General features: G+C 62.6%; 23 protein-coding genes. 8 read left to right on the top strand and 15 right to left on the bottom strand.

Annotation, left to right across the window (positions count from 1 at the left end; translation table 11 throughout):
- Positions 1–801: a glucosamine-6-phosphate deaminase gene (gene nagB / locus C2U40_RS13700; RefSeq protein WP_103827962.1), complete on the bottom strand. Its 801-nt coding sequence runs from the start codon at positions 799–801 to the stop codon at positions 1–3.
- 273 nt (positions 802–1,074) lie between these two features.
- On the opposite strand from nagB, the gene nagE reads away from it, so the two are divergent.
- From nagE to glnS, 3 genes are all read left to right on the top strand, one after another.
- Entirely contained in the window at positions 1,075–2,529 is a 1,455-nt protein-coding gene (gene nagE, locus C2U40_RS13695; protein WP_011705424.1) for an N-acetylglucosamine-specific PTS transporter subunit IIBC, read from the top strand.
- A 122-nt stretch (positions 2,530–2,651) separates the two neighbouring features.
- Positions 2,652–5,315 carry a beta-N-acetylhexosaminidase gene (locus tag C2U40_RS13690; protein ID WP_103827961.1) on the top strand — a complete coding sequence of 888 codons (2,664 nt, stop codon included), beginning with the start codon at positions 2,652–2,654 and terminating at the stop codon, positions 5,313–5,315.
- Between the two features lie 346 nt (positions 5,316–5,661).
- Positions 5,662–7,323 (top strand): glutamine--tRNA ligase, encoded by a 1,662-nt coding sequence (glnS, locus tag C2U40_RS13685; protein ID WP_043164833.1) that lies wholly within the window; start codon positions 5,662–5,664, stop codon positions 7,321–7,323.
- 136 nt (positions 7,324–7,459) lie between these two features.
- On the opposite strand, the gene fur is transcribed toward glnS, so the two are convergent.
- A complete protein-coding gene (gene fur, locus C2U40_RS13680; protein WP_011705427.1) occupies positions 7,460–7,888 on the bottom strand; it encodes a ferric iron uptake transcriptional regulator in 429 nt (142 codons plus the stop codon).
- Positions 7,889–8,132: 244 nt separating this feature from the next.
- Between fur and C2U40_RS13675 the strand changes: the two genes are divergently transcribed.
- Positions 8,133–8,615 (top strand): DUF4442 domain-containing protein, encoded by a 483-nt coding sequence (locus tag C2U40_RS13675; protein WP_024943809.1) that lies wholly within the window; start codon positions 8,133–8,135, stop codon positions 8,613–8,615.
- 59 nt (positions 8,616–8,674) lie between these two features.
- Here C2U40_RS13675 and fldA read toward each other — a convergent pair whose 3' ends face one another.
- From fldA to C2U40_RS13655, 4 genes are read right to left on the bottom strand one after another with little or no spacing between them, the layout of a single operon-like run.
- Positions 8,675–9,199 carry a flavodoxin FldA gene (gene fldA / locus C2U40_RS13670; RefSeq protein WP_011705429.1) on the bottom strand — a complete coding sequence of 175 codons (525 nt, stop codon included), beginning with the start codon at positions 9,197–9,199 and terminating at the stop codon, positions 8,675–8,677.
- Positions 9,200–9,238: 39 nt separating this feature from the next.
- Positions 9,239–9,535, bottom strand: a complete 297-nt coding sequence (gene ybfE / locus C2U40_RS13665) for a LexA regulated protein (RefSeq protein WP_011705430.1) — start codon at positions 9,533–9,535, stop codon at positions 9,239–9,241.
- A 20-nt stretch (positions 9,536–9,555) separates the two neighbouring features.
- A complete protein-coding gene (locus C2U40_RS13660) occupies positions 9,556–9,777 on the bottom strand; it encodes a DUF2788 domain-containing protein (RefSeq protein ID WP_011705431.1) in 222 nt (73 codons plus the stop codon).
- A 55-nt stretch (positions 9,778–9,832) separates the two neighbouring features.
- Entirely contained in the window at positions 9,833–10,597 is a 765-nt protein-coding gene (locus C2U40_RS13655) for an alpha/beta fold hydrolase (RefSeq protein ID WP_103827960.1), read from the bottom strand.
- Between the two features lie 292 nt (positions 10,598–10,889).
- Here C2U40_RS13655 and seqA point away from each other — a divergent pair, with 292 nt between their 5' ends.
- The gene (gene seqA, locus C2U40_RS13650) at positions 10,890–11,399 is read left to right on the top strand and encodes a replication initiation negative regulator SeqA (protein WP_077095586.1); all 510 of its coding nucleotides are present in this window, start codon (positions 10,890–10,892) and stop codon (positions 11,397–11,399) included.
- Positions 11,400–11,456: 57 nt separating this feature from the next.
- Positions 11,457–13,106 carry a phosphoglucomutase (alpha-D-glucose-1,6-bisphosphate-dependent) gene (pgm, locus tag C2U40_RS13645; RefSeq protein ID WP_103827959.1) on the top strand — a complete coding sequence of 550 codons (1,650 nt, stop codon included), beginning with the start codon at positions 11,457–11,459 and terminating at the stop codon, positions 13,104–13,106.
- An 84-nt stretch (positions 13,107–13,190) separates the two neighbouring features.
- Here pgm and C2U40_RS13640 read toward each other — a convergent pair whose 3' ends face one another.
- Positions 13,191–14,072 (bottom strand): DMT family transporter, encoded by an 882-nt coding sequence (locus tag C2U40_RS13640; protein ID WP_103827958.1) that lies wholly within the window; start codon positions 14,070–14,072, stop codon positions 13,191–13,193.
- Positions 14,073–14,168: 96 nt separating this feature from the next.
- On the opposite strand from C2U40_RS13640, the gene C2U40_RS13635 reads away from it, so the two are divergent.
- Complete coding sequence (locus tag C2U40_RS13635) at positions 14,169–14,651, top strand: MarR family winged helix-turn-helix transcriptional regulator (RefSeq protein WP_103827957.1); 483 nt, start codon at positions 14,169–14,171, stop codon at positions 14,649–14,651.
- A 14-nt stretch (positions 14,652–14,665) separates the two neighbouring features.
- Here C2U40_RS13635 and C2U40_RS13630 read toward each other — a convergent pair whose 3' ends face one another.
- Positions 14,666–15,256, bottom strand: a complete 591-nt coding sequence (locus tag C2U40_RS13630) for a TetR/AcrR family transcriptional regulator (protein ID WP_043162241.1) — start codon at positions 15,254–15,256, stop codon at positions 14,666–14,668.
- A gap of 112 nt (positions 15,257–15,368) precedes the next feature.
- Between C2U40_RS13630 and C2U40_RS13625 the strand changes: the two genes are divergently transcribed.
- Complete coding sequence (locus C2U40_RS13625; RefSeq protein ID WP_043162240.1) at positions 15,369–16,034, top strand: peroxiredoxin-like family protein; 666 nt, start codon at positions 15,369–15,371, stop codon at positions 16,032–16,034.
- Positions 16,035–16,111: 77 nt separating this feature from the next.
- On the opposite strand, the gene mltB is transcribed toward C2U40_RS13625, so the two are convergent.
- From mltB to C2U40_RS13590, 7 genes are all read right to left on the bottom strand, one after another.
- On the bottom strand, positions 16,112–17,215 hold the full coding sequence (gene mltB / locus C2U40_RS13620) for a lytic murein transglycosylase B (RefSeq protein ID WP_043162238.1): 1,104 nt from the start codon (positions 17,213–17,215) through the stop codon (positions 16,112–16,114).
- Between the two features lie 95 nt (positions 17,216–17,310).
- The gene (locus C2U40_RS13615; protein ID WP_043118836.1) at positions 17,311–17,913 is read right to left on the bottom strand and encodes a CDP-alcohol phosphatidyltransferase family protein; all 603 of its coding nucleotides are present in this window, start codon (positions 17,911–17,913) and stop codon (positions 17,311–17,313) included.
- 14 nt (positions 17,914–17,927) lie between these two features.
- Positions 17,928–18,566 carry an ATP-binding cassette domain-containing protein gene (locus tag C2U40_RS13610; protein ID WP_103827956.1) on the bottom strand — a complete coding sequence of 213 codons (639 nt, stop codon included), beginning with the start codon at positions 18,564–18,566 and terminating at the stop codon, positions 17,928–17,930.
- Positions 18,567–18,589: 23 nt separating this feature from the next.
- Positions 18,590–20,266: an ABC transporter permease gene (locus tag C2U40_RS13605; RefSeq protein ID WP_103827955.1), complete on the bottom strand. Its 1,677-nt coding sequence runs from the start codon at positions 20,264–20,266 to the stop codon at positions 18,590–18,592.
- Positions 20,266–21,450, bottom strand: a complete 1,185-nt coding sequence (locus tag C2U40_RS13600; protein ID WP_181014815.1) for an ABC transporter substrate-binding protein — start codon at positions 21,448–21,450, stop codon at positions 20,266–20,268. The genes C2U40_RS13605 and C2U40_RS13600 overlap by 1 nt, the downstream gene beginning before the upstream one ends.
- A gap of 20 nt (positions 21,451–21,470) precedes the next feature.
- A complete protein-coding gene (locus C2U40_RS13595; RefSeq protein WP_103827953.1) occupies positions 21,471–23,624 on the bottom strand; it encodes an FAD-dependent oxidoreductase in 2,154 nt (717 codons plus the stop codon).
- Positions 23,624–24,205 (bottom strand): carboxymuconolactone decarboxylase family protein, encoded by a 582-nt coding sequence (locus tag C2U40_RS13590; protein ID WP_103827952.1) that lies wholly within the window; start codon positions 24,203–24,205, stop codon positions 23,624–23,626. The genes C2U40_RS13595 and C2U40_RS13590 overlap by 1 nt, the downstream gene beginning before the upstream one ends.
- Between the last annotated feature and the right edge of the window lie 4 nt (positions 24,206–24,209).

Raw genomic sequence — 24,209 nt, 5'->3', positions numbered from 1 at the left:
TTACAGACGGCCGATGTTGGCGGCTTCGAGCTGCTGGAAGTAACGCACCGTCTTGACCTTGAGCTCCATGGTGGAGGGCTCGTCACACACCATCATTCCCTTCGGATGCAGCTGCAGGGTGGAGATGGTCCACATGTGATTGACGCTGCCTTCCACCGCGGCCTGCAGGGCCTGGGCCTTGCCGTGGCCGGTGACCAGGATCATGATCTCTTCCGCATCCATCAGGGTGCCGACACCCACGGTCAGCGCCAGCTTGGGCACCTGCTCCATGTCGCCGCCAAAGAAGCGGGAGTTGGCGATGCGGGTGTCTTCGGTCAGGGTCTTGACCCGGGTGCGGGAGGAGAGGGATGAGGCCGGTTCGTTGAACGCGATGTGGCCGTCATTGCCGACCCCGCCCATGAACAGGTGGATCTTGCCGTAGGACTTGATTTTGTCTTCGTAGCGCTTGCACTCGGCCACCAGATCCGGCGCGTTGCCGTTGAGGATGTTGATGTTCTCGGGGCGAATGTCGATGTGGCTGAAGAAGTTGTTGTGCATGAAGCTGTGGTAGCTCTCCGGGTGATCTTCCGGCAGGCCGACGTACTCGTCCATGTTGAAGGTAACCACGTTCTGGAAGCTCACTTCACCGGCTTTATGCAGTTCAATCAGGCGCTTGTAAGTGTTGAGCGGGGTGCCGCCAGTGGGCAGGCCCAGTACGAAGGGGCGCTCGGGAGTGGGTTTGAACCCATTGATACGGTCAACGATGTAACGGGCAGACCACAGGCCCACTTGGCTGGCAGATTTCAACGGGATCAGGCGCATTGTAGATACCTCTGTACGGGTTGCTGCCGGGATGTCGGCGGCAAATAGACTGGGACGGATTCAAGTTGTTTTATAGCGTAAATAAAGATTGCGAACTAAGCCACATCTATCCGCCACCTTTATCTCGTTTGGGTGATAATGATCACGATTATAGGTTTATTAATTTGCGCAGCGAAATAAAAGCCCTAGACTGCCAATCAAGCCTTGATGGCTTATGCGTCAAACGTGATAAGCACTTAATTTCTAGAAAAACATTAACTAAGGAGAGGAACCGTGAACATTCTCGGTTATTTGCAAAAGATCGGCCGTGCCCTGATGGTGCCGGTAGCGGTATTGCCTGCCGCCGCGATCCTGATGGGGATTGGCTACTGGATTGACCCGAATGGTTGGGGTGGTGGCAGTCCTGTCGCCGCGTTCCTGATCAAGGCCGGCGCAGCCATCATCGACAGCATGCCCGTGCTGTTCGCTGTCGGTGTTGCCTATGGTATGTCCAAAGACAAAGACGGTTCTGCCGCGCTGGCCGGTCTGGTCGGTTTCCTGGTGGTGACCACTCTGCTGAGCCCGGGCGCCGTTGCCCAGATCAAGGGTATCCCGGCCGATCAAGTTCCGGCTGCCTTTGCCAAGATCAGCAACCAGTTCGTCGGTATCCTGTGTGGTGTCATCGCCGCTGAGCTCTACAACCGCTTCAGCAGCGTGGAACTGCACAAGGCGCTGGCCTTCTTCTCCGGCCGCCGTCTGGTGCCGATCGTAACCTCCGTGGTGATGATCGTCGTCTCCTTCATCCTGATGGCCGTTTGGCCGGTCATTTACGGTGGTCTGGTGAGCTTTGGTGAATCCATCGTCAGCCTGGGCTCCACTGGCGCCGGTATCTACGCCTTCTTCAACCGCCTGCTGATCCCTGTCGGTCTGCACCACGCCCTGAACTCCGTGTTCTGGTTCGACGTGGCCGGTATCAACGACATCCCGAACTTCCTGGGCGGCCAGTCCTCCATCGATGCCGGCAAGGGCATCGTGGGTGTGACCGGCATGTATCAGGCTGGCTTCTTCCCGATCATGATGTTCGGTCTGCCGGGTGCCGCGCTGGCCATCTACCACTCCGCCAAGAAAGAGAACAAAGAGAAAGTTGCGTCCATCATGATCGCAGCCGCCTTTGCCGCCTTCTTCACCGGGGTGACCGAGCCGCTCGAGTTCTCCTTCATGTTCGTGGCACCTGTGCTGTACGTCATCCACGCCCTGCTGACCGGTCTGTCCGTGTTCATCGCTGCCTCCATGCAGTGGATTGCCGGCTTCGGTTTCAGTGCCGGTCTGGTGGATATGGTGCTCTCCAGCCGCAACCCGCTGGCGACCCACTGGTACATGCTGCTGGTGCAAGGCCTGGTGTTCTTCGGTCTCTACTACGTGGTGTTCCGCGCCGTCATCGTCAAGTTCAACCTGAAAACCCCGGGTCGTGAAGATGACGAAGCGGTACCGGCACAGGCTCAGACCACAGACCGCACCGAACTGGCGCGTCAGTATCTGGAAGTACTGGGCGGTCAGGAGAACCTGGTGACCATCGATGCCTGCATCACCCGTCTGCGTTTGACCCTGAAAGACCGCAGCATCGTTGACGAGCGCAAGCTCAAAGCCCTGGGCGCGGCCGGTGTGGTCAAGCTCGGTGAGCAGAACCTGCAGGTGATTCTGGGCCCATTGGCCGAAATCATCGCCGGTGAGATGAAGGCCCTGCGTTAATCGGGCGCCAAGCTCGCCTCAAGTCTAAGTCCATTGTTGACATAACTAAGGGCCCCGCCTCGGGGCCCCATATAAAAAAAGCCAAGAAAATCCAACCTTTACTTCAAATGAGAGCAGCAGTTATGAACTTGAAACATTCTCTGTTAGCCATTGCCATGTCTACCGTTTTCGTCAGCCAGGTCCAGGCAGCCGATGCCGCCAAGCAAGCCGTGGTCGACGCCCTCGCCAGCAACCTCGTCGTCAAGTACGAAGTCGTCACCAACGACGGTGCCGGCGCCGGCCTCGACTGCCAGGCGCTGGGCTCCGAGTGGGCGAGCTGCGGCGTTGCCAAGCTGCACCTGACCAATACCGGTGCTGACGTTACCTCCAAAGACTGGAGCATCTATGTCTCCTCCATCCGCCGCATCCAGCGGGTGGACAACGACCAGTTCACCATCACCCACCTGACCGGCGACCTTTATCGTTTGACGCCGACCGAGAAGTTCCAGGGCTTTGCCAAGGATGCCACGGTCGAAGTGCCGCTGGTGGTGGAGTACTGGGTATTGTTCGAATCTGACATCATGCCGAACTGGTATGTCGCCAGCGAAGGGGCCGAGCCGAAAGTGCTGACCAGCATGAGTAACATCGACGATGCCACCACCTACGAGAAGCCGATGCCGGCCGATGGCTGGAAGCGCACCAAGGATGACAACAACATCCTGATGAACAGCGAAACCCGTTTCGCCGCCAACCAGACCAGCACCTTGCTGCCGGCTGGCAAGGTCGACAACCAGATCCTGCCGACCCCGATGAAGCAGGTGGTCAAGGCCGGCCCGCAGGTCGACTTCTCCACCATCAAGCTCAATGCCCTGGACCTGCCGAGCGATCGCGCCGAAGCCCTGAAGGCTCAACTGACCAAGCTGGGTGTTACCCTCTCCGACACCGGCTACCCAGTGACCATCAAGCTCGGCAGCAAGCTCAAGCAGGCCGAAGGCTACGACATGACCATCGGCCAGAAAGGCACAGTGGTGCAGGGTCATGACATCGAAGGCGCCTTCTGGGGGGCCCAGTCCCTGATCTCCCTCTTGGGGGTCAACGACAAGCTGGTTAGCCAGATGCATGTCGAGGATGCGCCGCGCTTTGAATACCGTGGCATGCAGACCGACGTGGCCCGTCACTTCAGAAGCCCTGAGACCCTGAAGAAGCTGGTTGACCAGATGTCCGCCATGAAGCTCAACGTGCTGCACTTGGGGCTGACCAACGATGAAGGCTGGCGTCTGGAGATCCCGGGTCTGCCGGAGCTGACCGACGTCGGTAGCCAGCGTTGCCACGACGAGTCTGAAACCAAGTGCCTGATGCCGCAGCTGGGCTCCGGCCCGACCAGCGACAACCAGGGTTCCGGTTTCTACAGCAAGGCCGACTACATCGACCTGGTACGCTATGCCAAGGCCCGCGGCGTGACCGTGATCCCCGAGATCAACATGCCGGCCCACGCCCGTGCCGCCGTGGTTTCCATGGAAGCGCGTTACAAGCGCCTGATGGCGGAAGGTAAAGAGACCGAAGCCAACCAGTTCCGTCTGACTGACCCGGCTGATACCTCCAACGTCACTTCAGTGCAGTTCTACGACAAGATGTCCTTCATCAACCCCTGCCAGCCGGGCGCCGCTACCTTCGTGGCCAAGGTGATGGACGAAGTGGCCCAGATGCATCAGGCCGCCGGCCAGCCGCTGACCGCCTGGCACTACGGTGGTGATGAGGCGAAGAACATCATGCAGGGCGGTGGTTACCAGGATCCGGCCGTCACCAAGAAAGAAGAGCTGGTCGCCTGGAAGGGCAACGTCGACTCCAGCAAGCAGGACAAGCCGTTCGGCAAGTCGCCGATGTGCCAGAAGATGATCGACGACGGCAAGATCAAGGACGTGGCCGAGCTGCCGGTCTACTTCGCCAAGGAAGTGAGCGAAATGGTCAAGGGCCACGGCTTCTCCACCCTGCAGGCGTGGGAAGATGGTCTGAAGTACGCCACGGATGCCAGCGTGTTCGCCACTGACAAGACCCGGGTCAACTTCTGGGAAACCCTCTACTGGGGTGGCTTCAACGAAGCGATGAAGTGGTCGCACAAGGGTTATGACGTGGTGCTCTCCAACCCGGATTACCTCTACTTCGACTTCCCGAACGAGGTACACCCGGCCGAGCGCGGCTACTACTGGGCCACCCGCTTCAACGACACCCGCAAGGTGTTCGCCTTCGCCCCGGAAAACCTGCCGCAGAACGCCGAGACCTCGGTTGACCGCGACGGCAACGCCTTCGTGGCCAAGGGTGACCAGGACCCGGTCAAGTTCAAGGGGATCTCCGGTCAGCAGTGGAGTGAAACCGTGCGTACCGACGCGCAATACGAGTACATGGTCTACCCGCGTATCTTCTCCATGGCCGAGCGTGCCTGGCACAAGGGCGGCTTCGAGCTGGACTACGTGAAGAATCGCGAGTTCTCCGGTACCACCAAGTTCGTCAACAAGGCCACCCTGAACAAGGAGTGGAACCAGTTCGCCAACGTGCTGGGTCAGCGCGTGCTGCCGAAACTGGACCAGGCCGGGGTGGAATACCGCCTCTCCGTACCGGGCGCCAAGGTGGTGAACGGCGTGCTGGAAGCGAACGTTGATCTGCCGGGTCTGCCCATCCAGTACAGCCTGGATGGCAAGAGCTGGAGCGCCTACGACGCTGCCGCCAAGCCGACCGTGGATGGCAAGGTCTACCTGCGTACCACCAGCTTCGATGGCAAGCGCACCAGCCGTGTCACCGAGCTGAACTGATAGCCCTCAATCCATAACGCAAGGTGGGTCGCAAGACCCGCCTTTCCCAAGGACGATGGCCATCGGGCTTGGGAAAGGTTGACTGTGCGTGTGAGCCTTTGTTGTGTGTGTATTGTCTGTTTTTGTTTTTCATCACCTTGAACCCCGCCTCGTGCGGGGTCTTTTTTTTCGCCAGTCAGTCAAACCGGCCACCAGTGCAGGGCGTTTTGCGGCGCCAGTACCCCGAAACGGGCAAATTCAGGTTGAGACAGGGCGCGTAATGAGGGATCATATCCGGCTTGACGGCGGGGGTATGAGGGTGCCAGCCGGCACAACTTCCGCCAGTGACGCATTTTTGAGGTGAGCCATGAGTCAGGCGAACAGCCCAACTAACTTTATTCGTCAGATCATTGATGAAGATCTGGCCAGCGGTAAGCACAGCAGCGTGCATACCCGTTTTCCGCCCGAGCCGAACGGTTATCTCCATATCGGTCACGCCAAGTCCATCTGCCTGAACTTCGGCATCGCCCGCGACTACCAGGGCCAGTGCAACCTGCGCTTCGACGACACCAACCCGGTGAAGGAAGATATCGAGTACGTTGAGTCCATCAAGCAGGACGTGCAGTGGCTCGGCTTCCAGTGGAACGGCGAGATCTGCTACTCCTCCGACTATTTCGACAAGCTGCACGGCTATGCCATCGAGCTCATCGAGAAGGGCCTGGCCTACGTGGACGAGCTCTCTGCCGAGCAGATGCGCGAATACCGTGGCACCCTGACCGCGCCGGGCAAGAACAGCCCGTTCCGCGATCGTTCGGTGGCCGAGAACCTGGCCCTGTTCGAGAAGATGAAGAACGGCGAGTTTGCCGAAGGCGCCGCCTGCCTGCGCGCCAAGATCGACATGGCATCTCCCTTCATGGTGATGCGCGATCCCGTCATCTATCGCATCAAGTTTGCCCACCACCACCAGACCGGTGACAAGTGGTGCATCTACCCGATGTATGACTTCACTCACTGCATCTCGGACGCCCTGGAAGGGATCACCCACTCCATCTGTACGTTGGAGTTCCAGGACAACCGTCGCCTGTACGACTGGGTGCTGGACAACATCACCATCGACTGCCACCCCCGTCAGTACGAGTTCTCCCGACTGAACCTCGAATACACCGTCATGTCCAAGCGCAAGCTGAACCTGCTGGTGACCGAGAAGCACGTGGACGGTTGGGACGATCCGCGCATGCTGACCGTCTCCGGTCTGCGTCGTCGTGGCTATACCCCGGCCTCCATCCGCGAGTTCTGCAAGCGCATCGGCGTGACCAAGCAGGACAACATCGTCGAGATGAGCATGCTGGAAGCCTGCATCCGCGAAGATCTCAACGAGAACGCCCCGCGTGCCATGGCCGTGCTGCACCCGGTCAAGGTGGTCATCGAAAACCTGGCGGCCGACGAAGTGCTGACCGCCCCGGCCCACCCGAACAACGCCGAGATGGGCACCCGTACGCTTCCCTTCACCCGCGAGATCTTCATCGATGAAGCGGATTTCAAAGAAGAAGCCAACAAGCAGTTCAAGCGACTGGTGCTGGGCAAGGAAGTGCGCCTGCGCAATGCCTACGTCATCAAGGCTGAGCGGGTCGAGAAAGATGCCGATGGCAAGGTCACCTGCATCTACTGCTCTTACGATCCCGAGACCCTGGGCAAGGATCCGGCCGATGGTCGCAAGGTGAAAGGGGTGATCCACTGGGTCAGCGCCACTCACTCCCTGCCGGCCGAAGTGCGCCTCTACGACCGCCTGTTCAAGGTGCCGAACCCGGGCGCCGAAGAGGACTTCGAAGCGGCCCTGAATCCGGACTCCCTGGTGATCATCGAGGGTGCCCGTGTCGAGGCCTCCCTGAAGAACGCCAAGCCGGAGCAGGCTTACCAGTTCGAGCGTGAAGGTTACTTCTGCGCCGACAACAAGCTCTCCAGCCCGGAGCATCTGGTGTTCAACCGCACCGTGGCCCTGCGCGATGTGTGGGGCAAGGCCGAGGCCTGATAACAGAAGAGGGCAGGGGAGACCCTGCCCTTTCTTGATCTGGGAGCCTGTGTAGCAAGACCGTAACCGGGTTCTAAATGACGGACACAAAAAAGCCAGCGTGATGCTGGCTTTTTTATTGTCTCTGTCGGGCGGGTCAATCTTCGTGCTTGCACTCGCCGGCGGCGCAGTGGCCGTACAGATAGAGGCTGTGATTGGTCAGCCGGATGTTGTGCTGCTGGGCGATATCGCGCTGGCGCTGTTCGATCACCTCGTCAGAAAACTCGATCACCTTGCCGCAGTCGAGGCAGACCAGGTGGTCGTGGTGTTCCTGGGTGGCCAGTTCGAACACCGACTTGCCCCCTTCGAAGTGGTGACGGGTAACAATACCGGCATCATCAAACTGGTTGAGAACGCGATATACGGTAGCGAGACCAATCTCTTCACCCTGGTCGATCAGTCGTTTGTACAGATCTTCCGCACTGGTGTGCTGGCAGTCCGGCTGTTGCAGGATTTCCAGGATTTTGACACGGGGCAAGGTGATCTTGAGCCCGGCCTTTTTTAACGCTTGGTTGTTGTCTGCCATATTCTATTTATTCGCATTCTCGAAGGTGTGGTTATTCTGATTGACTGCCGCTGGAATGGCAACCACGAACTCGCTTGGCCTGTCATTATAGGTCGTAGCTCACCTAAAAATAAACCCAGTAATTCAAGGGCTTTAGCGCAGATGGCGCCATCCGGTGGAATTGGACGGATTCTCGTGACGGCTTGCTCGTTTGGTGAATGTTGATAAAATGTAACCTTCTTCACTGTCTGGTCGGATGAGATCCATGGATTGGCTTTTTGACAATGCGGCCTGGGTGCGCCGCGCCCTCAACGCCTGGCCCCCCTTCTGGGGCGCCGGCATCAAGATAGAGACATTGAGCGATGATTTTCGCTTCTGCCGGGTCACCCTCAAGTCCCGCTGGTGGAACAAGAACGCCAACCGCACCCAGTTTGGCGGCAGCATGTTTGCGATGACCGATCCCATCTATCCGCTGATGCTGATGGGCTATTTCAAGAACCGCTATTACGTCTGGGACAAGGCGGGCAGCATCAACTACATCAAGCCGGGCAAGGGCAAGTTGGTGGCCGAATTCAACCTGACCGACGGCAAGCTGGCCGCCATCGTGGCGGCGACCGACGGGGGAGACAAGCACTTCCCCGAGTTCGAAGTGACGGTGCAGGATCAAAGCGGCGAGCTGGTAGCTCAGGTCAAGCGCACCCTCTATGTGCGGGCCAAACCGGAGCACCGAAGTGGCGAAAGAGGCTGAGTCAGAAACAACAAGGGCCCCGCGGGGCCCTTGTTGTCAGAGAGGCTGGCAAGCTCGGATCACTCCAGCTCGGCCAGGCACATCTCTTCGTGCAGCTGCTTGCACCAGCCCTTGACGCGCTCGGCGGTCAGCTCAGGCTGGCGATCTTCGTCGATGCCCAGACCCACGAAGTGCTTGTCGTCCACCAGTGCCTTGGAGGCTTCGAATTCGTAGCCGGCGGTTGGCCAGTTGCCGATGACGATGGCGCCTTTGGCTTCGACGATGTCACGCAGGGTGCCCATGGCGTCGAGGAAGTACTCGGCGTAGTCTTCCTGATCGCCGCAACCGAAAATGGCGACCAGCTTGTTGGTGAAGTCGATCTCTTCCAGCTCGGGGAAGAAGTCGTCCCAGTCGGCCTGGGCTTCGCCATAGTACCAAGTCGGGATACCGAACATCAGCAGATCGAAGCTGTCGATGTCGGCCTTGCTGCTCTTGGCAATGTCACGGACTTCAATCAGTTGTTTGCCCAGTTCTTTCTGGATCATCTTGGCGACAGCTTCGGTATTACCGGTATCGCTGCCGAAAAACAGACCTACACTAGCCATAGTGTTTAGTTACCCGTATCTGGTGTTAATGCTTAACGGTCAGATTGTGATGCCTGCAGCATGTGCAGACTCAATCTGTTGCTTCAGGATAGATTGGATCAGCTCGGCTCGGCTGACGTTCTGTTGTAACGCAAGTTGGTTCAGGCGTTCCAGCAACTCGGCCTCCACCTTTAACTCTACCCGCTTCAAACCGTTCTCCCGATCGCGCTTGAGCTGGTTGCGCTTGTTGATCTTGAGCTGGGTCTCGCGGGGGAGTGGGTTGGTCTTTGGCCTGCCGGGGCGCTTCTCATTTGCGAACAGATCCAGTGTTGTTCGATCAGTTTGCTGTTTGGCCATACATCACAGATGAAAATAAGTTAGCCGATGCCTGAGCCTTCCCAGCCCAGTTCGATCAGCCCCTTGGCGACAAAACCTGCACAACCCAGGAAGAGTACCAACCAAACGATGAGTCGGCCGAAACGGGGCACGTTGCCGCGTTTGAGCACGTCCTGAATGGCCAGGCCAATCAATACGAAAATGGCCACAAAGAATAACTTCAGGCCCAGACTCTCGATGAGATCGATATGTTCACTTAGCATGGATTGCGCACACTCCTTATGACGGGCGCACTATATCACAAAGGATTTGAAACTGTTAACCGCCTGTCGACAGGAAATCCACAACCAGTTTGTTGAACAAAACCGGCTTTTCCGCGTGCAGCCAGTGACCGGTACCGGCGATGACCCGGGCCTTGGCGGCGGGGAATTGCGCCATCACCGTCTCGGTATGTTCAGGCTGCATGTAGTCGGAATCCCCCCCCTTGATGAAGAGCGCTGGGCCCTCGAAACGGCTCCGTGCATCGGGCCAGCCCATGATATTGGCGTAGTTGCGCTCAAGGGCCGGGACGTTGAAACGCCAGCCCCAGCCGTGCCCGGCTTTGGCAAACGACTTGAGCAGGAACTGGCGTACGCCGGCGATCTCGATGTGCTGCGCCAGGATGGCTTCCGCCTCGCTGCGGCTGTGCGGAGCCTGTTCGAGGGTGGCGTTGAGGCCGGCGAACACATTCTGGTGGCGGGCGTGGGGGTAGGCGACCGGCGCGATATCGGCCACCACCAGCTTGGCAACGCGCGTTGGCGCGAGCTTCGCCAGCTGCATGCCCACCTTGCCCCCCATGGAGTGACCCACGATGGCCACCTGCTCAAGCCCGAGCCGATCCAGCAGGGCGAGCAGATCGGCGGCCTGGGCCGGGTAGCTCATCTCGTCGGAGTGAAAGGAGGCGCCGTGGTTGCGCAGATCGACGCTGATGACCCGGTATTGTTCGCTCAGCGGGCGCGCCAGCAGGCCGAGGTTGTCCAGACTGCCGAACAGCCCGTGGATCAGCACGACGGGTTGGCCCTGGCCTTGCTCCTTGAAGTTCAATAATGGGTTTTGTTGCAAAATGACACCTTGTCGGTCGTGAGTGCGTTGCACGTTGTGATTTAACACACTGGAAAGAAAAGGATTTCACTCATTGCGGAGCAAAAAAGTGTGGTTTTTTTCCTAAAAAAAGTTTGCCAGATCGGCTATCAGTGCGACGGATCACACACTTGGCCCGCTATTATGCCGTATTCTCGATGAGATTCATGCACATCTGTCCGCCCCTTGCTTGGGCTGCCGGGTTTGCCTATGTATAATCGCCGCATCCGAATTTCGACGAGTCCAGCGCATCCCTATGAAAACCATCGAGCTTGATGACGATCTCTACTTCTATATCGCCAGCCAGACCCGGCACATCGGCGAGAGTGCCTCCGATATCCTGCGCCGCCTGCTGGAACAACCCGCCAACCAGGCTGCCCCGGTGGCCGAGCCAGTGACGACGGCCCAGCCGCACGCCGTGGCCGATGCCATGGGGCTGGAGGCGCTGCTCGACTCTGGCGAGCTGCAAAAAGAAGAGAAGTCCATCAACCGCTTCATGCAGGTGCTCAGTACCCTCTACCGGGATGACCCGGTCGGGTTTACCCAGGCCACCGAAATCAAGGGGCGCAAGCGCGTCTATTTCTCGCGGGATCCCGATGCTCTGCGCGCCAGCGGCAGCACCACCAAGCCCAAGCCGGTGCCACAAACCCCGTTCTGGGTGATCACCAACACCAACACCAGTCGCAAGCAGAACATGGTGGCCCAGCTGATGACCAGCATGGGGTATGGCGACGAGGTGATCGCCCGGGTGTGCGGCGCAATTTAACGGTTCATCAGACTCAGGCCTTGCCGGGCAAGGCCGCCATCAAGCAAGGACAACGCCATGGCACAGCATTCCCACGCCGGTCAGCCGGCCCGTTTGAGCGACCTGACCAACATCCCCCGTCTGGTCAGCGCCTACTACCTCAACAAGCCCGACATGAGCCGCCCCGAGCAGCGAGTTGCCTTCGGCACCTCTGGTCACCGCGGCAGCGCCCTGCACAATGCCTTCACCGAATCCCACATCCTGGCGGTGACCCAGGCGTTGGTGGAGTATCGCCAGCAGGCCGGCATCACGGGCCCGCTGTTTGTCGGCATGGATACCCACGCCCTGTCTGAATCCGCCTTTGCCAGTGCGGTGGAAGTGCTGGCGGCCAACGGCGTCGAGACCCGCATTCAGGCCGGCCTCGGTTTCACTCCGACCCCGGTCATCTCTCACGCCATTCTGCGCCACAATGCTGGCAAGCCTGCAGCGCGCGCCGATGGCGTGGTGATCACCCCGTCCCACAACCCGCCGGAAGACGGTGGCTTCAAATACAACCCGCCCCACGGCGGTCCCGCCGAAGGGGAGATTACCAAGTGGGTGGAAGACCGTGCCAACGCCATCCTTGAGGCGAACCTTGCCGGCGTGAAGCGGATGCCGTTCGCCGAGGCCCTCAAGAGCCCGTTCGTGGCCCTGCACGACTATGTCACTCCCTATGTGGATGACCTGAAAAACGTGCTGGACATGGAGGCCATCAAGCAGGCCGGCATCAAGATCGGTGTCGATCCGCTGGGCGGCTCCGGCGTCGCCTACTGGGACGTCATCGCCAAGACCTATGGTCTGAACATCGAGGTGGTGAACTACAAGGTCGACCCGACCTTCTCCTTCATGACCCTGGATAAAGACGGCAAGATCCGGATGGACTGCTCCAGCCCGTTCGCCATGGCCAGCCTGATTGCCCTCAAGGACAAGTTCGACATCGCCCTTGGCAACGACCCCGACTACGACCGTCACGGCATCGTCACCAAGTTCGGCCTGATGAACCCGAACCACTATCTGGCGGTGGCGATCCAGTATCTGTTTACCCATCGTACCGGCTGGTCCAAAGAGTCTGCGGTCGGCAAGACGCTGGTCTCCTCTTCCATGATCGACCGGGTTGCCGGCGAGATTGGCCGCACCCTCAAAGAGGTGCCGGTCGGCTTCAAGTGGTTCGTGGATGGCCTCTACAGCGGCGAGTTCGGCTTTGGCGGCGAGGAGAGCGCGGGCGCCTCCTTCCTGCGCAAAGACGGCACAGTCTGGACCACCGACAAGGATGGCTTCATCCTGGCGCTGCTGGCAGCGGAAATTCTGGCGGTGACCGGCAAGGATCCGCAGACCCACTACGATGCACTGGAAGCCAAGTTCGGTCGCTCCAGCTATCGTCGCATCGACGCCCCGGCCAACAGCGCCCAGAAGGCGGTGCTCTCCAAGCTGGATCCGGCGCTGGTGGAAGCCTCGACTCTGGCCGGCGAGCCCATCGTCGCCAAGCTGACCAAGGCGCCGGGCAACGATGCTGCCATCGGCGGCCTCAAGGTGGTGACCGAGAACGGCTGGTTCGCGGCGCGCCCCTCCGGTACCGAGTCCATCTACAAGATCTACATGGAGAGCTTCAAGGGTGAGGCGCACCTGGACCTCATCCAGCAGGAAGCCCAGCAGATCGTCTCCGCCGCCCTGGCCAAGGCCGGGGTCTGAGTTCGACTCAAGCACTCGCGGAATGTGAAAGAGGAGCCTTGATGGCTCCTCTTTTTTATTGCGCTTGAGTTGGAGCCGTCGTGCTCACGGCCTGCCGCACTGGCCGGTGCTTGCCCGGCGGGCCTGCCAGCGCTTGAAGAAGGGGCGGGCAGGCAGCTTCATCAGGAACAAGGAGAGCAGGATCACCCCGATGCCGAGCCATTGGCGAGCATCCAGCGTTTCCCCCACCATCAGCACGCCGCAGGAGACCGCCACCATGGGGTTGGTGAGGGCCAGCATGCCCATCACCTCCGGGCCGTGGCGCTTGAGCCCCCACAGCCAGGCCCAGTAGGCCAGCGCCGTGTTGAGCAGGATCAGCCAGAGTAGGCCGGGAGCGCTTGCCGGCTGCGGCAGCGGCATGGGGCCGGCCAGCCACCAGGCGAGCGGGATCAGCATCAGGCCGCCCAGCAGCAGTTGCCAGGCGGTCAGCGCCAGCAGATCGCTCACCGGCCAGCGCTGCATCCAGCGGCTCGACTGGCCGATGAGCAGGGTGGCCAGCAGGGCGCAGGTGACGCCGACAGGGTCCAGATTGGCGGAAGGATTGAGCAGCAGCAAGACCCCGCCCAGCCCCATCAGGCCCAGCAGCAGCCATTTCAGGGACGGCCTGACGCCATCCTGCAGCCAGGCCAGCAACATCAGGACCAGCGGCAGGGTGGCACCCAGGGTGCCCGCCACGGCCCCGGGCAGCCGGAAGGCGGCCACGAACAGCAGAGCAAAAAACGCAGCGATGTTGCAAAACGCCAGCAGGCACTGCTTGCCCCAGGGCAGGGGCGGTAGGCGTGGGCGTACCAGCAACAGGAGCAGGCCGGCCGGCAACGCCCGCCACACCGCCACCCAGTAGGGGGAGTAGTCGGTCAGAGAGAGGCTGACGACGGCATAGGTGCTGCCCCAGAGCAAAGGGGCCAGCAGGGCGATCAGCATGGGCATGAACTTGTCTCGTTATGAAGTATCTTTAAGTGAAGATAAATTAGCCTCAAATTGGTTTACCATCAAGTATCTCGATAAAAAGATAAGTGGCCGAAGATGGAATCAGATCATGTAGACCTGCTGCTGGCCCAGTGGGCCCGGCAGCGACCGGATCTCGACTGTTCTCCCATGGGCGTGCTGGGACGGGTGGCGCGAATGGCGGCGATCGCCGGACGGGAGGTGAGCGAGGAGCTCAAGGAGTGCGGCCTGCTCGGCAGCGACTTCGACATTCTGGCGACCCTGCGCCGGGCCGGGGAACCGCTCACCCCGACCGTGCTCTATCAATCCGCCATGTTGAGCTCGGGGGCCATGACCGCCCGCCTCGACAAACTGGCAGAGCGGGGCTTGATCGAGCGCCAGGCCGCCCCGAGCGATCGGCGCAGCCTGCTGGTCTGCCTGACCGACGCGGGTCAGGAATTGGTTGACCGGGCGGTGGAGCGGCACGTGGCCAACGAGCGGCGCTTGCTGGCGCCATTGACCCCGGCCGAGCAGGAGCAGCTGGCCGCCCTGCTCAAGCGCTGGCTGCTGGAAAACGAGTGAACCCTGAGCGGTCGTCATGTGTCCGCAGACAGGATGGCCTGCATCTGGGCCAGCACCGCATTCACCTTGGTAGCGGGCGGATGGGTGCGGCCCAGCACGCGCAATCCCCACACCATGGTCATCAGCAAGGCGGCGGTGGCGTCGATGTCGCGCCCGGCGGTTAGCTCCCCTGCCGCCTGCGCCTGGCGCAGGGCTGCGCTGACCCGCAGCTCGACCTCGGCGAGGTGGCTGCTGGCGGTCTCCTGAATGAGCGGGTGGTGGCGGCCGATCTCCAGCAAGGTGTTGACCAGCAGGCAGCCACGGTGCGCCTCGCTGGCAATGGCATCCCGGGCCACTGCATCGAGCAGGGCCTGCACGCCCGCCAGCGGGGAGGCAGCCGAGCTCAGGATCTGCTCGATCTGTGCCAGGCTCTGCGCCGAATAGCGCTGCAGCACCTCCATGAACAACCCCTCTTTGGAGCTGAAGGCGCCATACAGGCTGCTGGGCTTGAGTCCCATCCGCTCGACCAGCGCGGCAATGCCGGTGTTGCTGAAGCCGGTATCCCAGAAGGCGTTGAGGGCGATTTCCAGTACCTGTTCTCTGTCAAATGATGCGGGTCTTGCCATCTCGATTCCTGCCTTGTGAAACTCCATTTTGGAATGATCGCTAAAAAACAACTTGACCATGGGGCGTGGTCCGCTTGATATTGTAGCGACCACTACAAAAAGGATGGTCATGATGCACACACTCGAGCAAAAAATCAAAGCGTACGATGAGCAGAAGCAGCGTCAGGTAGCGGCCCCGGTACTGGCCCTGATGGAGGAGGCGACCCGCAGCCTGCAGGCAAGCGGGTTGGAGCAAGGTGCGCTCGGGCGCGGAGAGCGGATGCCCGATTTCGCCCTGCCGGACCAGCACGGGGTGGTGCGCCCGCTCTCCCACTATCTGGCGGAGGGGCCGGTGCTGCTCAACGTCTATCGCGGTGGCTGGTGTCCCTACTGCAACATGGAGATGCAGGCGCTCAACGCCGTGCTGCCGGCGCTGCGCGAGCGCGGCGTGAACCTCATCGGCATGACGCCGGAAACCCCCAGTTCGGCGCAGGATACCCTCACCGCCAACGGACTGGCGATCACCGTGCTGAGCGACGAGGGCAACCGGGTCTCGGCAGCGCTGGGACTGGTGTTCGAACTGCCGGAGGCGCTCAGGCCCATCTATGCCGGCTTTGGCATCGACATCCCGGCGAGCAACGGGGACGAGAGCTTCACCCTGCCGGTGCCGGCCAGCTACATCATCGGTCAGGACAGAACCGTGCTCTACCACTTCATCAACGCCGATTACACCCGTCGGGTCGAGCCGGCCGCCCTGCTTGCCGAGCTGGACCGTCTGGCGAAGGCGGGGGCACTGTAAACGCACACTGCGCCCGAAGGCGCAGTGTGGATGGTTGGCAAGGCGGCCCTGAGGGCCGCCTTTTTTATCTGGCAGGCTCAGTAACCGCCGCGGGCATCCTTGACCGCCAGTCCCAGCTGCCACACCGCCATGGCGTAGTGGGTGCTGTGGTTGTAGCGGGTAATGGTGTAGAAGTTGGGCAGGCCGTACCAGTACTGATAGCCGGTGCCCACATCCAGGCGCAGCAGGCTCGCCTCGCTGTGGTTGCCGAGGGTGCTGGTGGGGGTCAGCCCGGCGCGGCGCAGGGAGGCGACCGGGTAACGGGTCTGGAAGCCGTGCTCGTAGCCGGGCAGCTGGCCCTGACCGCGCACCGCCACCGGTTGCCCTTTCTCCCAGCCGTGGGCCTTGAAGTAGTTGGCCACGCTGCCAATGGCATCCACCGGGTCCCACAGGTTGGTGTGGCCGTTGCCGTTGAAGTCCACCGCGTAGCGCTGGAAGCTGGAGGGCATGAACTGGCCGTAGCCCATGGCGCCAGCGTAGGAGCCCTTGGGTTCGGTAGGATCCATTCCCTCGTCGCGGGTCATCACCAGGAAGGATTCCAGCTCGCTGGTGAAGAACTCGGCCCGGCGCGGGTAGTCGAACGCCAGGGTCGCCAGCGCATCCAGGATGCGGGTCTTGCCCATCACCCGGCCCCAGCGGGTCTCCACACCGATGATGCCGACGATGATCTCCGGCGGCACCCCATACACCTGCTGGGCACGGTTGAGCTCGTTCTCGTACTCACGCCAGAAGCTGACGCCGTTCTGTACGTTGTCCGGGGTGATGAACTTGGCACGGTAGCGATTCCAGGCACCGGTCGGACCGGTAGGCGGCGTGGTGGTGGGGGCCTGGGCATCCATCAGGCGGATGATCCAGTCATAGCGCTCGGCCTGGGCCAGCACCCGGTGCAGCTCGGCGCCGTCGAAGCCGTGCTTTTGCACCATCCGCTGCACGAAGTTGTTCACGTTGGCGCGATTGGCGAAGTCCCCCTTGCTGACACCCGGCTGGCTCACCTGCCCGTAGAAGGGTTTGCTCGGCGGCGTCTGGTTGATGAAGGCGCTGTTGGGCTGGGGCTTGACCACGGGCTTGGCAGCCGGCGTGCTGCTGCAGCCATAGAGCATGGGAAACAGGGAGAGGGTGAGCACGGAGACAAGGCGACGCATAAGGTTCTCATGAGCCTGAAAAAGAGTGTCGCCATGGTAAAACATTGTCGTCCATGCGCAAGTGTTCCGTAGCGGGCCCCTCCTGCCATCCTGCCTCAACGCAGGGTGTGGTAACCGCTCCAGAGCCGGGTCAGGGTGGTGATGGCGCAGAGCAGGGCAAAGCCGTAGGCGAGGGGGGCGAAGGCGGCGGGCCACAGGCACATCAGCACGAACAGGGCGATGGTCTCGCTCCCCTCGGTGAGGCCGCCCAGATAGTAGAGGGACTTGTGGTGGTAGACCGGATTGTCGATGCCCCGCTTGCCCGCCATGATGGCAAACGCCAGAAAGCTCGAGCCGGTGCCCATGAAGGCAAACAGCAGGGTGGCGGCGGGCAGCGCATTGGCGGGGGCGGCGAGGGCAAAGCCCAGCACCACGGCGGCGTAGAAGATGAAATCCAGCGTGATGTCGAGAAAGCCGCCGCAGTCGGTGATGCCGGTTTCCCGCGCCACGGCGCCGTCGAGCCCGTCCAGCAGCCGGTTGAGCAGGATGGCTGCCAGCGCCCACTGATAGCAGCCAAAAGCCAGCAGCGGCAACGCCAGCATGCCGATGGCAAAGCCAGTGAGGCTTATCTGGTTGGCGCTGATCCCGGCGCGGCAGAGCGGTCTGGCGAGCCGGGTGAGGGGGCTGCGGATAACGGGGATCAGGTGGCGGTCAAACAAGGTGAACTCCTCGGTCAAAAACGGGATTCGGTGAGCTGGAGTATGGTGCCCGGCGCGTCGTTTTCGTCGTGGGTTACCAGAATGGCGGGGATGGCCAGTGCCTTGATCTGCGCGAACACCAGTTCGCGAAAGGCGGCCCGCAGCGGCTTGTCGAGGCGGGAGAAGGGCTCGTCCAACAACAATGCCTCGGGCTCGGCCAGCAGCGCCCGCAGCAGGCTGACGCGGGCCTTCTGGCCGCCGGAGAGCGCCCCCGGCAGCTTGTCCGCCTGACTGGTCAGATCCACCTGCGCCAGCGCGGCCACCGCCTTTTCCCATCGTGCCCCGTGCCCCTTCAGGCTGGCCGGCATGCCGAACATCAGGTTTTCCGCAACCGTCAGGTGGTCGAACAGCAGATCATCCTGAAACAGCATGCCGATGCGCCGCGCCTGGGGCGGCAGCTGGGTGAGCCGGCGCGCGCCGAGGGTCACGTCCCCCTCCAGCCGGATGGGGCCGCTTGCGGGCAGCACCCCCGCCAGCGCCGCCAGCAGCGAGCTCTTGCCACAGCCACTGGGGCCCATCAGGGTCAACACCTCGCCCGGCGCCACCTGCAGGGCGGGCAGCGAGAGCAGCAGGTTCTCCTCCAGATAGAGGTGAAGGGGCGTGGTGCTCAGCATATGGCTATTTCCATCATGAGAGTTCATCGTGAGCCGCCCCCTTTGAGCGCCGGGTTGAGTCGGGCCGGCAGCCAGAGCGCCAGCAGATAGATAACGAGCGGCAGCAGCAGTTGCAGCAGGCCGTAGAGCCCCGCCAGCCGCCGGTTGAGGCCGCTGCCGATGGCCACCGCCTCGGTGGTGATGGTGATCACCCGGCCTGCGCCAAACAGCAGGGTCGGCAGGTATTGGGCCAGACTCACCGCTGCTCCGACGCCGAAGGCAAACAGCAGCGGACGCGCCAGCAGCGGCCCTTTCACCTGCCACCAGGCTCGCCATGGTGTTGCCCCCAGCAGCAGGGCGCTCTGGGTGAACCGCGGGTCGAACTGGCGATAGGGGCCGTGCAGACACAAATAAACGTAGGGAAAAACAAACAGCAGCTGGCTCCAGAGCAACCAGCCCCAGCCGATGCCATCGCCCCCCCACCCGAGGCTGAACCAGTCCACCCCGAGCCGAATGCCAAACAGCAGGCTGGCCTGCGGCAGCAACAGCGGCAGGCAGATAAGCCAGAGCGGCCAGGGGCGGCGGCCCGCCTGCACCTCCAGACTCAGTACCGCCATCACCAGCGCTATGGCCCCGCTCGCCAGCGCCAGCAGCATGCTGGTGGTCAACAGCGGCGACAGGGTCGGCAGCAGTTCGAGCCAATAACGGCTGCTCCACTGGCTCGGCCAGAGGGCGGGAAAGGGCCAGCGCCGGGCCAGCGACCAGAGCAGCAAGGCCCCCAGCACCGCCAGATTGAGGACGATCAGGGTCGCCACGCTACCGGCGGCAAGGGCGTGGCCAAGAGCGCTTGGGTTTGCTCGCCGGCCATCGAGCCAACCGGGTTTGCCAAGGGTTCGATGGGCCAGCTCCAGCAGCCACAGCAAGGCCAGCAGCAGCGCCGTGATGGCGAGCAGCAGCAGGGCGCCGCTGGCGGTGGCGCCGCGCCAGACTAGATCCGGGTCCTGATACCAGAGCCACAGGCGAACGGCCAGCGGGGCAGGGGCATCGGGTCCGAGCAACTGGGCCAGATCCACCACCGCCACCCCGTAGGCTGCCACCGCATAGAGGGGCAGGCGCAGGGCGGGCCACAGCGCAGGCAGCAGCAGGCGCCACCAGATCTGGGGGGCGCTAAAGCCAAGGCTCGCCCCCAGCCACTGCTGGCGCGCCGCCCTGGCTGGGTCTTGCGCACCGAGTGCCATCAGCAGCAGGAAGGGGGTCTCCTTGAGGGTCAAGGCGAGGATGAGCCCCAGTCCGGCGGGATCGCGCAGGGTCTGCCAGTCGGGGGGCAGTTCGAACCCGGTGAGGGTCGGCGAGAGCAGGCGCAGCAACCAGCCGGAGGGGGCGAGCAGAAAGGCAAAGCCGATGGCAAAGGCGACGTGGGGCAGCGCCAGCAAGGGCGAGAGCAGCCGGCGCAGCCAGCCGAAAGCCCGGCTGTCGCTGTGGGCCAATAGCAGGGCGGTCAGCAGCAGGCTGACCAGGGTCGAGGCGGCGCCAATCCACAGGCTCAGCAGCGCCGAGTGCCAGAGGCCCGGCTGCGCCAGCAGCCGCTGCAGGTGTGCATGGCTCAGCCCCTCGGCCAGCAGTTGCCAGCCCCCCGCCAGCAGCGGGAGGCCAAAAACCAGGGCGCACCCGGCGGCGAACAGGGGGCGCCAATCAAGCAAAGAGCGGCCGAACCGGCTCATCAGTGACCGTAGCGCTCGGCCCAGGCCGCTTCCAGCCTGAGCTGCCAGCTGGGGTGGGGTTCGGCCACAGCCTTGAAGTGCAGCGCCGGCACCGGTTGCTGGGTGGCGGGCAGGGCATCGGCCCGCAGCACGCTGGGGTCGCCCCAGAAGGCGGGCTCGGCCTTGCGCGCCTGGGCGGCGGGGCTCAGCAGGAAGTTGGCCACCACCTTGGCGCCGGCGCGGGCGTTGGCGTTGAAGGGGATAGCGAGGAAGTGGCTGTTGGTGAGCGCCCCTTTCGCCATGGCCACCGCCATCACGCTGGGGGGCAGGGTGCCGTTTTGTACCGCGCTCTGCGCCTCTTGCGGGTTGAAGCTGATGGCCATCGCCAGCTCGCCGTCATCGAGCAGCTGGCGGGTCTCGGCGGCGCTGGTGGGGAACAGCTTGCCCTTGCGCCAGAGCGCCGGGTGCAGCTCATCCAGCCAGGCCCAGAGCGGGGCGGTGACCCTGGCAAAGTCGGTATCAGTCGCCTCCCGATAGAGAGGGGCGGGGTCCGGCGTCAGCTCCAGCAAGATCTGCTTGAGGAAGCTGGAGCCGTGGAACTGGGGCGGCTTGGGGTAGGTGAAGCGGCCGGGGTGGGCCTTGCTCCAGGCGAGCAGGGCCGCCGCCGAGGTGGGCAGCTGTTTGACCTCTTCGCCGTTGACCATCAGGTTGAGCTGGCCGATGCCCCAGGGGGCTTCCAGCCCCTCCACCGGCACGGTGAAGTCCTCACTCACCGGCAGGTTGTTGTCTACCAGCGCCATGTTGGGCAGCTCACGGGTAAAGGGAGCTCCGAGCAGCCCCTGCTCCTTGAGCGCCTTGAAGTTCTCGCCGTTGACCCAGAGCAGGTCGATGGGGCCGCCAGCTTGCTTGCCCGCCTGCTTGTTGGCCAGCAGCTGGCTGACGCTCTGGGCGATGTCATCCACCTTCACCTGCACCAGCTTGACCTGGTATTCGCGCGCCAGCTCCTGGCCGGCCCACACCAGATAGGCGTTGATCTCCGGGCTGCCGCCCCAGGCGTTGAAGTAGACGGTCTGCCCCTTGGCCTTCTCAAGGGTCTGCTGCCACTGCGGGTTGTCGCCGGCGTAGGCCTGGGTGAAGAGGAGGCTGCCTGCCAGCAGAGGCAGGGCGCGCAACAGCTGTTTGAACGAGGGCAATGAGTGTCGCATCTGGGTTACCTGGAGTTGAGTCAGGCGCGGCGGCGCCAGCGGTGATAACGGGTCAGCAGCGCCAGCAGGGTGGCGGGCTGACGGGCCCGTCGCCACTCGCCAGCCAGATACTTGTTCCCCTCCATCAGGGTGGGGTAGGCGTGGATGGTGGCGAGGATCTTGCCAAGCCCCAGTCGGTGACGCATGGCGAGCACGAATTCGGCGATCCGCTCGCCGGCGTGAGTGCCCACCAGGGTGGCACCCAGGATCTGATCCTTGCCGGGCACGGTGAGCACCTCGATGAAGCCCTGACGCTCGCCGTCGGTGATGGCCCTGTCCAGCTCGGCCAGCTCGAAGCGGGTCAGCTCGAAGGGGATGCCCTGCGCCCTGGCCTCTTTCTGGTTGAGGCCGACCCGGGCGATTTCTGGGGTGGTGTAGATGGCGGCCGGCATGACCCGATAGTCGGCCCGAAAGCGTTTGAACGGGCTGAACAGGGCGTTGATTGCGGCGTACCAGCCCTGATGGGCGGCGGCATGGGTGAGCTGGTAAGGGCCCGCTACGTCCCCCACCGCCAGAATGCTGGGGTAGTTGGTAGCGAGGAAGCCATCGACCGCCACAGTGCTGCGTGGCGTCAGCTCCACCCCCAGCGCTTCGAGCCCGAAGCCGCTGACGTTGGCGACCCTACCCAGTGCCAGCAGCAGCTGATCCCCTGCAACGGTTTGCGTCTCGTCGCCCCGGCGCAGTTGCAGCCGGATGGGGAGATCTCCCTCGGCTGCGGGCAGATAGTCGGCTCGTTCGGCGCGCCAGCCTGTGAGCACCCGCACGCCATCGCGGGCCAGCTGCTCAGCCAGCAGCTCGGCCACCTCCCGCTCTTCGCGGGGCAGCAGCTGATCCGAGAGCTCCACCAAGGTAACGGGAATGCCGAGCAGGGCGAAACTCTGGGCCAGCTCGCAGCCGATGGGGCCGCCGCCCAGCACCAGCAGCTGGCGCGGCGCGGTGCGCAGTTGCCAGAGGCTGTCGGAGGTGAGCCAGGGCACCTGCTCAAGGCCCGGCAGCGTGGGCACCAGCGGCCGGGCTCCGGTGGCGAGCACGATATGGCGGCTGGCAAGGCGCTGACCGTTCACCTCCACCTCCCAGGGGGAGACAAGCTTTGCCTCTCCTTCGATGCACTCTACTCCCAGCCCCTGATAGCGCTCGATGGAGTCATGGGGTTCGACCTCCTTGATGACGCGGGCGACCCGCTCCATCACGGCGGCGAAATCGGCACAGGCCTGGCTTGGACCAAAGCCCAGTTCACTGGCCCGGCGCTGCTCGGCGGCAAAGCGGGCGCTTCGGATCAGCGCCTTGGAGGGGACGCAGCCGCTGTTGAGGCAATCGCCCCCCATCTTGTGCTTCTCGATGAGGGCCACCCTGGCCTTCACCGCCGCGGCGATATAGCTGGTGACCAGACCGCCGGCCCCGGCGCCAATCACCAGCAGGTTGTAGTCATAGTGTGTTGGCTTGCGGTAGGGGGCGTGCAACCGATGCAGGGCGAGGCGCCGCTGCAGGCCCTTGAGCAGCATCGGCATCAGGCCGAGCAGGGTCAGCGCCACCATCAGGCCGGGGGAGAGGATATTGCCGGTGCTGGTGAGGTTGGCGAGCTCGCTGCCCGCCAGCACGTAGACGAAGGTGCCGGGCAGCATGCCGAGCTGGCTCACCCAGTAGTAGGTGCTGACTCTGATGGGGGTGAGCCCCATCAGCAGGTTGACCAGAAAGAAGGGGAAGATGGGGATGAGGCGCAGGCTCAGCAGATAAAGTGCCCCTTCCTTCTTCATGCCGGCCTGCAAACTGGCCAGCTTGTCGCCAAAGCGCCGCTCGACCCAGTCGCGCAGCAGAAAGCGGGCGCTGAGAAAGGCCAGGGTCGCGCCAATGCTGCTGGCAAAGGAGACCAGCAGCAGTCCCCAGACGACGCCGAATACGGCGCTGCCTGCCAGGGTGAGCAGGCTGGCACCAGGCAGGGAGAGGGCGGTGCTCACCACATAGACGGCGACGAACAGCAGGGCGGCGCTGATGAAATAGCGGTCGACCAGGGCGGCCAGCTCGGCCTGACGGGCCTGCAGCTGGGGCAGGCTCAGGTAGTGGCCAAGGTCGAAGGCGAAAAAGGCGCCGATGAGGCAGCCCATCACCAGCACCAGCAGCAGGCGGGAGCCGCTCATCAGGCGTCCTTGTTATCCGGCTGGGCCGGACGCTCTGGTTGCACTGGCAGCTGGCAGAAGCCCTGCGGGGCGATATCGAGAGCGGCGTTGAACTTGGCCGACATGTTCTGGAAGGCGATGAGGCCGGTGAGCTCCACCATGGCATCGTCGTCAAACCAGGGCTTGAGGCGGGCGGCCTGCTCATCGCTGACTCCATCAAGCCCGGTCATCGCCTCTGTGTAGTCGAGCACGGCCCGCTCCCGCTCGTCGAACAAGGGGCTTTTGCGCCAGTTGGCGAGCGCCTCTACCTTCTCGCTGGAGCCCGCCCGCTTGATGAGGGTCATGGCATTGATGTCGACGCAAAAGCGGCACCAGTTGAGCTGGGAGACCCGTACCGTCACCAGGGAGCGCAGCACGGGGTCGATGGGAGAGCGCTTGCGGTTGATGACGCCATAGAGGGTGGCGACGGCGGCAAACAGGCGCGGCGAGCGGCCCCAGCACTTGCCCGGAATGAGCACCTGACCGTAGTTGCGTTTTTGCAGCCAGAAAAAGGGGCGGATGAACCAGGCATATTCCCGGTCGGCTTTCACCTCGACGCGCATGGAT

The sequence above is a fragment of the Aeromonas sp. ASNIH4 genome (assembly GCF_002934425.1).
In the GTDB taxonomy this organism is placed as follows: domain Bacteria; phylum Pseudomonadota; class Gammaproteobacteria; order Enterobacterales; family Aeromonadaceae; genus Aeromonas; species Aeromonas hydrophila.
This window is presented reverse-complemented; position numbering and strand designations above follow the sequence as displayed.

Bases quoted from the DNA above. Each gene is read 5' to 3' on its own strand.
- mltB (WP_043162238.1), bottom strand. From the start codon at position 17,215: ATGCGTCGCCTTGTCTCCGTGCTCACCCTCTCCCTGTTTCCCATGCTC.
- C2U40_RS13595 (WP_103827953.1), bottom strand. From the start codon at position 23,624: ATGAGCGGCTCCCGCCTGCTGCTGGTGCTGGTGATGGGCTGCCTCATC.
- seqA (WP_077095586.1), top strand. From the start codon at position 10,890: ATGAAAACCATCGAGCTTGATGACGATCTCTACTTCTATATCGCCAGC.
- C2U40_RS13690 (WP_103827961.1), top strand. From the start codon at position 2,652: ATGAACTTGAAACATTCTCTGTTAGCCATTGCCATGTCTACCGTTTTC.
- C2U40_RS13590 (WP_103827952.1), bottom strand. From the start codon at position 24,205: ATGCGCGTCGAGGTGAAAGCCGACCGGGAATATGCCTGGTTCATCCGC.
- C2U40_RS13605 (WP_103827955.1), bottom strand. From the start codon at position 20,266: ATGAGCCGGTTCGGCCGCTCTTTGCTTGATTGGCGCCCCCTGTTCGCC.
- fur (WP_011705427.1), bottom strand. From the start codon at position 7,888: ATGGCAGACAACAACCAAGCGTTAAAAAAGGCCGGGCTCAAGATCACC.
- nagB (WP_103827962.1), bottom strand. From the start codon at position 801: ATGCGCCTGATCCCGTTGAAATCTGCCAGCCAAGTGGGCCTGTGGTCT.
- fldA (WP_011705429.1), bottom strand. From the start codon at position 9,199: ATGGCTAGTGTAGGTCTGTTTTTCGGCAGCGATACCGGTAATACCGAA.
- C2U40_RS13635 (WP_103827957.1), top strand. From the start codon at position 14,169: ATGGAATCAGATCATGTAGACCTGCTGCTGGCCCAGTGGGCCCGGCAG.
- C2U40_RS13675 (WP_024943809.1), top strand. From the start codon at position 8,133: ATGGATTGGCTTTTTGACAATGCGGCCTGGGTGCGCCGCGCCCTCAAC.
- glnS (WP_043164833.1), top strand. From the start codon at position 5,662: ATGAGTCAGGCGAACAGCCCAACTAACTTTATTCGTCAGATCATTGAT.
- pgm (WP_103827959.1), top strand. From the start codon at position 11,457: ATGGCACAGCATTCCCACGCCGGTCAGCCGGCCCGTTTGAGCGACCTG.
- C2U40_RS13640 (WP_103827958.1), bottom strand. From the start codon at position 14,072: ATGCCCATGCTGATCGCCCTGCTGGCCCCTTTGCTCTGGGGCAGCACC.
- C2U40_RS13610 (WP_103827956.1), bottom strand. From the start codon at position 18,566: ATGCTGAGCACCACGCCCCTTCACCTCTATCTGGAGGAGAACCTGCTG.
- C2U40_RS13625 (WP_043162240.1), top strand. From the start codon at position 15,369: ATGCACACACTCGAGCAAAAAATCAAAGCGTACGATGAGCAGAAGCAG.
- C2U40_RS13660 (WP_011705431.1), bottom strand. From the start codon at position 9,777: ATGCTAAGTGAACATATCGATCTCATCGAGAGTCTGGGCCTGAAGTTA.
- C2U40_RS13600 (WP_181014815.1), bottom strand. From the start codon at position 21,450: ATGCGACACTCATTGCCCTCGTTCAAACAGCTGTTGCGCGCCCTGCCT.
- ybfE (WP_011705430.1), bottom strand. From the start codon at position 9,535: ATGGCCAAACAGCAAACTGATCGAACAACACTGGATCTGTTCGCAAAT.
- C2U40_RS13630 (WP_043162241.1), bottom strand. From the start codon at position 15,256: ATGGCAAGACCCGCATCATTTGACAGAGAACAGGTACTGGAAATCGCC.